At 41.2% G+C, this 8,210-nt stretch carries 7 protein-coding genes; 6 read left to right on the top strand and 1 reads right to left on the bottom strand.

Annotated features, from left to right (window positions below; all coding sequences use genetic code 11):
• The first annotated feature begins 129 nt into the window (after nt 1-129).
• Together H5975_RS06415 and cls are read left to right on the top strand one after the other, a co-directional pair.
• Complete coding sequence (locus H5975_RS06415) at nt 130-729, top strand: GNAT family N-acetyltransferase (RefSeq protein ID WP_204785351.1); 600 nt, start codon at nt 130-132, stop codon at nt 727-729.
• 63 nt (nt 730-792) lie between these two features.
• Nucleotides 793-2,292, top strand: a complete 1,500-nt coding sequence (cls, locus tag H5975_RS06410; protein WP_204785350.1) for a cardiolipin synthase — start codon at nt 793-795, stop codon at nt 2,290-2,292.
• 74 nt (nt 2,293-2,366) lie between these two features.
• Here the strand turns inward: cls and bsh are convergent, their stop codons facing one another.
• A complete protein-coding gene (gene bsh, locus H5975_RS06405; protein WP_204785349.1) occupies nt 2,367-3,353 on the bottom strand; it encodes a choloylglycine hydrolase in 987 nt (328 codons plus the stop codon).
• Between the two features lie 140 nt (nt 3,354-3,493).
• Here bsh and H5975_RS06400 point away from each other — a divergent pair, with 140 nt between their 5' ends.
• The 4 genes from H5975_RS06400 (at nt 3,494) to H5975_RS06385 (ending at nt 8,187) form a co-directional block, all read left to right on the top strand.
• Complete coding sequence (locus tag H5975_RS06400; RefSeq protein WP_204785348.1) at nt 3,494-4,669, top strand: aminotransferase class I/II-fold pyridoxal phosphate-dependent enzyme; 1,176 nt, start codon at nt 3,494-3,496, stop codon at nt 4,667-4,669.
• Nucleotides 4,670-4,807: 138 nt separating this feature from the next.
• Nucleotides 4,808-5,743, top strand: a complete 936-nt coding sequence (locus H5975_RS06395) for a hypothetical protein (RefSeq protein ID WP_239473162.1) — start codon at nt 4,808-4,810, stop codon at nt 5,741-5,743.
• 162 nt (nt 5,744-5,905) lie between these two features.
• On the top strand, nt 5,906-6,277 hold the full coding sequence (locus H5975_RS06390) for a cupredoxin domain-containing protein (protein WP_204785347.1): 372 nt from the start codon (nt 5,906-5,908) through the stop codon (nt 6,275-6,277).
• Complete coding sequence (locus H5975_RS06385) at nt 6,277-8,187, top strand: copper-translocating P-type ATPase (protein WP_204785346.1); 1,911 nt, start codon at nt 6,277-6,279, stop codon at nt 8,185-8,187. The genes H5975_RS06390 and H5975_RS06385 overlap by 1 nt, the downstream gene beginning before the upstream one ends.
• Nucleotides 8,188-8,210 lie beyond the last annotated feature (23 nt).

The raw sequence follows: 8,210 nt of genomic DNA, 5'->3' as shown, positions 1-8,210 counted from the left end.
GCAATTACCGTGTGTGTATTTTTTGGGGTAATTGTCCTTTTTTATTGTCATCATATACAAAAACGGCACTGATGAAAACTCATCAGTACCGAATAGTGTAGAACCACTATCTATAAGGAGATGTTGAGGATGACGGATGACGTTCAGATCCGTGTAGCCCGGTTAACGGATGCACCTGAATTAGTTAATATTTATGCGCCGTATGTCAAAAAGACGGTAATTTCCTTTGAATATGAGGTTCCAACGGTAGATGAATTTCGTGACCGAATGGCAAATACATTGAAGAAATATCCTTATATTGTGGTCGAACGGCAGCAACAAATTGTTGGTTATGCATACGTAGGACCATTTAAGGGCCGACAGGCATATGATTGGGCAGTTGAAACTTCCATTTATGTGGCCACCGATGAGCGTCATCACGGAGTTGGTAAAAAACTCTATGAGGCACTGGAAAACATTTGTCGAACGATGGGAATCCTAAATATGAACGCTTGCATTGGCTATCCTACAGAGGAGGATCAGTACTTAACGAAAAACAGTGCTGAATTTCATGCCCATTTAGGCTACCGGATGGTAGGTGAATTCCACCAGTGTGGTTACAAATTTGGCCGGTGGTACGATATGGTGTGGATGGAAAAAATAATTGGAAAGCACGTGGATCAGCCACAAGCTGTGAAAAATTTTAATGACGTTCGGCAGGAGATTGCTGACCGGTTGAATATTCATTAATGTGTAATCCCTTTCCATTAGTGTGATAAAATTTGACTATTCTGCAAATGGAGGATCATTAGAATGGTTTGGACATGGGACGTCATTAGACGGATTATTGAAATTCTCTGGCTGATTAACATTGGCTTTGCAATCTGGACAGTGTTTAGAAGCCGCCGTGATATTGCGTCGACCTGGGCTTGGTTATTAGTATTAACAGTATTTCCCTTTGTGGGTTTTGTGGCCTATTTGATACTCGGTCGTCAACTCTCACACGACGATATTTTCACACTCCGTAAAGAAGAGGCGCAGGTGCGCGATAAATTCCTCAAGAAGCAGCACCATCTGATTAATAAGCATGAGTTATTACCAAAGGGTGCGCGACACACTAAGGATCGGATGATGGTGAACGCCTTTTTGAATAATGGTGAAGCACCAATCACGTTTAACAACCAGGTGGATTTATTTGCGGATGGCTACGTTAAGTTTTCCCACTTGATTGATGACATCAATCATGCACAAAAGATGGTTAATTTGGAATATTACACATTCTACGCGGATGATTTAGGACACCGCATCTTACACGCCTTAGAAGGTGCAGCTCACCGCGGAGTCAAAGTCCGGGTGCTATATGATACCAGTGGCTCAAGGGGGACACGGCCACAGTTCTTTGAACATTTACGAGAACTTGGCGGAGAAGCACAGCCATTTATTTCTGCACCTAAGCACTGGTTTATGACTCCTCGAATGAACTATCATTTACACCGCAAGTTAGTAATTATTGACCATCAATTAGGATATATTGGTGGTTTTAACATCGGTAACCAATACTTGGGACTTTCACCGAAATTTGGCTATTGGCGTGATTCCCACATTCGGGTTCACGGACAAGCAGCGCAAATGATGGAATTGCGGTTTGCAATGGATTGGAACACGAGTTGTCGACGTTCACGGTTACCACGATTTGACTTATCACCATACTTACAACAGTTTACAATTCAACGTCCAACCGATGAAGAAATTAAAGCACAGGACTTGGTTTCTATGCAGATTGTTTCGTCCGGACCAGATAACCAGCGATTTGCAATTCGCCGTGGATATGAGAACCTAATCAGTCGAGCTACTAAGTACGTTTATATTCAAACTCCTTATTTGATTCCTGAACCTTCGGTGCTTGAAGCACTGACGATTGCGGCACACAGTGGAGTAGACGTTCGTGTTATGATTCCTTCCATGCCGGATCACCCGTTTGTTTACCGAGCTACTGAATACTATGCTAAATACTTGGTTAATAATGGAGTAAAAGTTTATAAATACGACAATGGCTTTATTCATGCTAAAACAATGGTGGCAGATGGGACGTTATCGTCCGTCGGTTCAGCGAACATGGACTACCGGAGTTTTAGTTTGAACTTCGAAGTGAATGCGTTCATGTACAATCAAGATATCGCTGAAAAGCTGCGGGAGGCTTTTGAAAATGATCTTACTAAGTCAACCCGCTTAACACCTGAATATTTTGACCAGCAAACGAAATGGCGTAAGTTTAAGCAATACTTCTCACGGTTACTATCGCCAATCTTATAGAAAAAAATAGGGCTTAATGCTCGGCAAAACCGAGCATTAAGCCCTATTGTTGTTAGAATTTGTGAATGATAAATTTAGTTAACATTATTAATGGCTTGGTCATTGACGAATGGGTAAGCAGTCAGACTGTTTCCTTGAAGGTTAACCTTGTTCATGTTAACCAGGTTAATTTGATTATTCGTGTAAGTTGTATAGTAGAGTAATCCTTTGTCGAGGTTGTAACCAACGGTGTAAATGGTGTATTCAAATTTAGCAGGATTAGTGGCAACTTGGTCTAATCCGCTTTGTTGTTCGACAGAATGCATTACATGGAAAAGTTCAGTGATGTTGGCGACTTCATCATGTTGATCCCAAGTTGCGTTGTACTTATTAAATGCTGCCCGCACGAAGCGGCTTTCTGAATCCATCCCACCCGGTAAGTTACGGGGACCAAGTCCACGACTGTAATCCTCCAGGGGTACTTGAGCGGAAAATTGGTTAGGAAGAGTAGCTGCTGAGATGGTTCGATAATTGTTTAGATTGAATAACTGTTTAGGGAATGAGGGGTTATTGGTTAGGACGCCAACTGGGTTATCGTAAACGTGGACACCATCACGGTCACTTTCGACAACGATGGAATCAGAGTGGTCAGAGATTAACCAGTGAAGCGGAGAGGGTGGTAATTGTTGGCTAAATTGTTGGTTGGTGATGTTAATGTTTGCCAACAACTTTTTTGCTTCATCGACGGTAGCGCATTGACCAAGAATCCACGGAATTAGTTCAAAAGAAGCAACGTTGTCCTTCCCGGAAATACTATCAGCGTAATAAGCATTATCAGGATAATTGAGGCCACCCATTGCTAAACCGTGGTCGTTGGCAGCGTCAAAATAAAGTGGGTAATTATCAACAACGGATGCGACGCCAATTAATGCAAAGTGGTGATCTAGATTGGCTACTTCACGAAATTTGAACGAAAAGTTTTGCGGAGTGATGACTACTTGTTGACCATAGGATAATTCTAGGTCCAGATTTCGTCCAAAATAATGGTTATTGTCCACTTGAAAGCTTAATGCTGTACACATAATGGAACATTCTTTCTAAATGATGTAATTTTTAAACAATTTTCATTATAGAGACAGGGTAGTTTTTTGTAAATGAGAAAGCGTTTGCTTTATAATAGTAGTAGCTAATTAATTATTCTATATTAAAAGGGGGTATTAAAATGGTTGATATGAGTAAGCATATGCGGGACGCCTTAAACAACGTTCCCACTCAAAAAATTTTTGATTTTTCTCAATATACCAGTACGATTGACGGTATTGTTCAATTAACAATTGGGGAGCCGGATTTTAATACACCTGAACATATTAAAAAAGCGGGTGTCCAAGCAATTGAAAATAACCGGACTCACTATGCTCCGCAACGTGGGACGGCAGGATTACTCAGTGCCATTAGCGACTATTTAAATGACACCGCTGATGTTCAATATGATCCCAAAACTGAAATTTTAGTAACTAACGGGGTTACTGAAGGGGCCTTTGCAGCATTGAGTGACATCGTTAATCCTGGTGATGTTGTATTGGTACCAACGCCAACGTTCTCAATTTACACTGCTGATGTGGCAATCGCTGGAGGAATACCAGTTGAAGTCGACACTTCTGCTACTGATTTCCGGCTGACCCCAGAAGTTTTGAAACCTTACTTAGATAAATATGGTGACCGGGTGAAGGCCATCGTGGTCGTCAATCCTTCTAACCCAACCGGGGTTGCAATGAACCAGAAAGAACTGGATGCGATCGCTGATCTGGTCCGTGGTAAAAACATTTTTATCTTGGCGGACGAAATTTATAGTGAACTTTGGTATGATGGTCAAGCAGCTTCAATTGCTAAAAGTTTGCCAGAACAAACAATCCTAGTAAATGGGTTATCGAAGAGCTACGCTATGACCGGCTGGCGAATTGGCTATTTGGCAGCACCAAAGGATGTTGTTTCTAATATTTTCAAAGTTCACGCGTTTGCAGTTACTGATGTCGCAACGTTTGTTCAAGATGCAGCAGAAGAAGCATTACGAAATGGTCGTAAAGACTATCAACCGATGGAAAAAGCCTACATTGAACGGCGGGATGTAATGGAAGCAGCATTAAAGAAGATGGGGTGGCAATGTACTGCTCCACAAGGGGCATTTTACATCTTTGCACGGATTCCATCCTTCTTGGAACAAGATGATGAAAAACTGGCTTATGATATGGCCAAGAATGCTAAAGTTGCTGCTACTCCGGGTTCATACTTTGGCAAGGGCGGCGAACATTGCATCAGATTTAGTTATGCAACTGCGCTTGACCAAATTAAAGTGGCAATGGAACGGTTAGCAAAATATTGTGCCGACCGTCAACACTAAATATGAACAATTTAAGAATTTTATTTAAAATAACGATGACACGGTTGAGAAATCAGCCGTGTTTTGTTATGTTAGGTTCGTTATCTTGTGATATGATAAGACCTAATTCGTTTAGATATTATTAGAGGAGAGAACAGAATGAAAAAAGTTTCGTTAAAGGATTTTATTAATGAATTAAAGTCCAGTTTTAAAGGAGAATATACTAACGCTTTATGGCCCATTGGTGGCTTCTTCATTATTTTTGTAGCGTTAAGTGCAATTTTAATGTATTTCTTCCAAAGTATTGCCAGTTCCATCATGATGAACATTATGATGGTGATGTATGGTATGACTTCCGCAGGGGCAATCGGGATGGCATTGCTAGAACTGGTAGTTGCATTAGTTCTAGTATTAGCTGTTGACTTCTTCTATGGATTTATTCAGGCAGCTTTCCAATACACTTATCTGGAAAGATTCCGCAATAAGGAGCAAAAGGTTACGGTATCCAGTATCTGGGCACAGTATAAACGCCTGAACAAGAACCAGCTTTGGCGATTAGCATTATATATTGGCCTGTATATTTTCCTTTGGACGTTACCATTGGATATTGTTGCTGGAATCTTTGCCCGTAAAACGGCTGTGGTAATCATTTGTCGTGTTCTTAACCTAATCTTGGTGATCTGGAAATCACTTCAATACTCACAAGCTTACTTCTTATATAATGACAAGCGCCCTGAATTTCTTGGTCAATCCATGCGCTACGCATTAACTGCCAGCAAGCGCTACATGAAGGGACTAAAATGGAACTGGTTATTAGTAGCTATTGTGACAGTCGTTTTGCCAGTCGTAGTTTGGTTAGCTATTTTTGGTGGCCTTGGCTACTATGGTATTTACACAGCAACTAACTTCTGGATTTGGTTTGGTTTCATCGTTGCCTTCTTAGGGATTGTTGCCTGGTTGCCAGTGACATACGCTGCAACAGCACTTTACTATGCAAAGACGGAACCTTCACAAAACTTAACAACCATTTTTGAAGGCACATTTAAGTCCGTAGAAGAACTCACGGGACAAGAAACAAAGGATACTAGTAAATAATCGATACTTGATATCTTACTGGTGAGATTAGTATTTAAAAGAGAGTGGTGATCGAATAGCCACTCTCTTATTTTTATATTTAGTGTTGACAAACGTAAACGATGGATTTAAACTGTTTTTAGAAATTAAGATTACAGATGTAAACATAGGAGGAAATGAACCATGCAAAGCACAATCATATTAATTCTCAGCTTATTATTAATCGGTGCAATTATTTGGTGGTTCTTCGGTAATCATGAAGAACAGGCCGTTGCTGCTACGAAAGATGCTGATCATCAAACGGCTAACATTGTTGTCAAGGGTGGGTATTCTCCTTCAACAGTTGTTTTAAAGAAGGGCGTCTCTGCAACGTTGAATTTTGATATGAAGGATTCAACAGCATGTCTTTCTCACGTTGTTTTTGATAAGCTCGGTGTCGATCGTGACTTAACGAAACAAGCGCAAACCAGTATTGAAATTCCAACTGATCAGGCGGGAGAAATTGATTTTGCTTGTGGAATGAACATGTTCCACGGAAAGGTGGTTGTTAAATAATGAGACTGACGTTACAACGACGTTTCTGGATCTCGTTGATTTTTACTTTGCCACTATTGATTCAAATGGTGTTAATGCCATTTCATATTATGATGCCAGGCTACACATGGATTGCCTTTTTGACGACCACTGTCGTCATGGTAGTTGGTGCTTGGCCATACTGGGTGAGCGCATGGGCAGCATTTCTAAGGCACAACGCTAATATGAACACGTTGGTGGCATTAGGAACAATCATCGCATATGCTTATAGTATTTTTGCAATGCTCACCGGCCGTGATGTTTATTTTGAAAGTGCGGCATTCATTGCCTTGTTCGTCCAACTCGGCGATATGATGGAAGAACGAATGCATAATCGGGCTTCCAATGCGTTGAAAAAGTTATTAGACTTACAAGTTAAGGCAGCTTGGGTGCTTAAAGATGGTCAATATGTGGAAACGCCGATTGATCAGATTAAAATTGGTGATGTAGTCCGGGTCAAACCAGGTGAAAAAATTCCTTTGGACGGGGTTGTAGTCAGTGGAGATTCCACGGTTGATGAATCAATGATTACTGGTGAAAGTATGCCTGTTCATAAGGGTGTGGGTGACGAAGTAGTTGGTTCCACAATGAATGCGGATGGTGCTTTAACCATTAAGGTTACCAAGGTTGGCGACGAAACGATGCTGGCCCAAATTGTAGAAATGGTCAAAAAGGCCCAAACCAGCCATGCACCAATTCAGAACTTAACTGACCGTATTTCCCAGATCTTTGTTCCGGCCGTCTTGATTATTGCGATTATTACTTTTGCAGTGTGGGTCACATTCTTCCATGCTTCCATGGTTCAAGGAATGTTGTATGCGGTAGCGGTAATTGTAATTGCATGTCCATGTGCACTTGGTTTAGCAACACCAACTGCCCTAATGGTTGGTACTGGTCGAGCTGCTAAAATGGGAATCTTAATCAAAGATGGTGAAGCACTGGAAGTTATTGATGACTTAAAGGCCGTCATTTTTGATAAAACGGGGACCATTACAGTTGGTAAGCCAGTGGTTACGGATGTAGTTGGGGACCGTAAGAAGGTTCTTAGCATTGCGGCTGGGTTAGAAGACCAGTCAGAACACCCGCTGGCCAGTGCAGTTGTTCAGCAGGCGAATGAGGATCAAATTGAAGTGCAACCTGTAACGGAATTTGAAGCAGTCCGTGGACAAGGGGTTCGAGGAAAAATAAATGGTCACCAAGCGTTTGTTGGTAGCGAACGCTTGGCTAAAGAAGAAATAGATTCTGAGTTGGCAAAGCAACGTGAACAATTGCAATCAGAAGCTAAGACGGTGGTATTAGTTGGTGTGGACGATAAAGTAATTGGTTTAATTGCTATTCAAGATTCACCAAAGCCAACTTCAGCAGAAGCAATTCAACAACTGAACAACTTAGGATTAGAAACCATCATGCTTACTGGCGATAATCAGACTGTTGCAGAAGCAATTGGTAAGCAAGTTGGTATTCAAAAGGTAATTGCAGGAGTATTACCTAATGAAAAGGCAACATATGTTAAGCAGGCCCAAGAAAAAGGTCGTGTAGCATTTGTTGGTGACGGAATTAACGATGCACCGGCTTTAACTACAGCGGATGTTGGAATTGCAATGGGATCTGGAACGGATATAGCAATTGAATCTGGTGAAATTGTTTTAGTTCAAAATGACTTACGTGGTGTTGTTAAGGCGCTGGCAATGAGTCGTAAAACATTCCAACGGATTAAATTGAATCTATTCTGGTCACTGATTTACAACGTGATTGGAATTCCAATTGCTGCAGGAGTGTTTGCTGGAATAGGTCTTGTCCTTAGCCCTGAGTTTGCGGCTTTAGCGATGGCATTTAGTTCGGTTTCAGTTATAACCTCTTCATTATTGCTAAACCGTGTCAAACTAGATTAAACGATTTATGTCTTGATGGTGAA

It is taken from the genome of Limosilactobacillus coleohominis, assembly GCF_016901675.1.
Classification (GTDB): Bacteria; Bacillota; Bacilli; order Lactobacillales; family Lactobacillaceae; genus Limosilactobacillus; species Limosilactobacillus intestinavium.
Note: the sequence above shows the minus strand (reverse complement) of the source record. Positions and strands in the feature narration are given on the sequence as shown.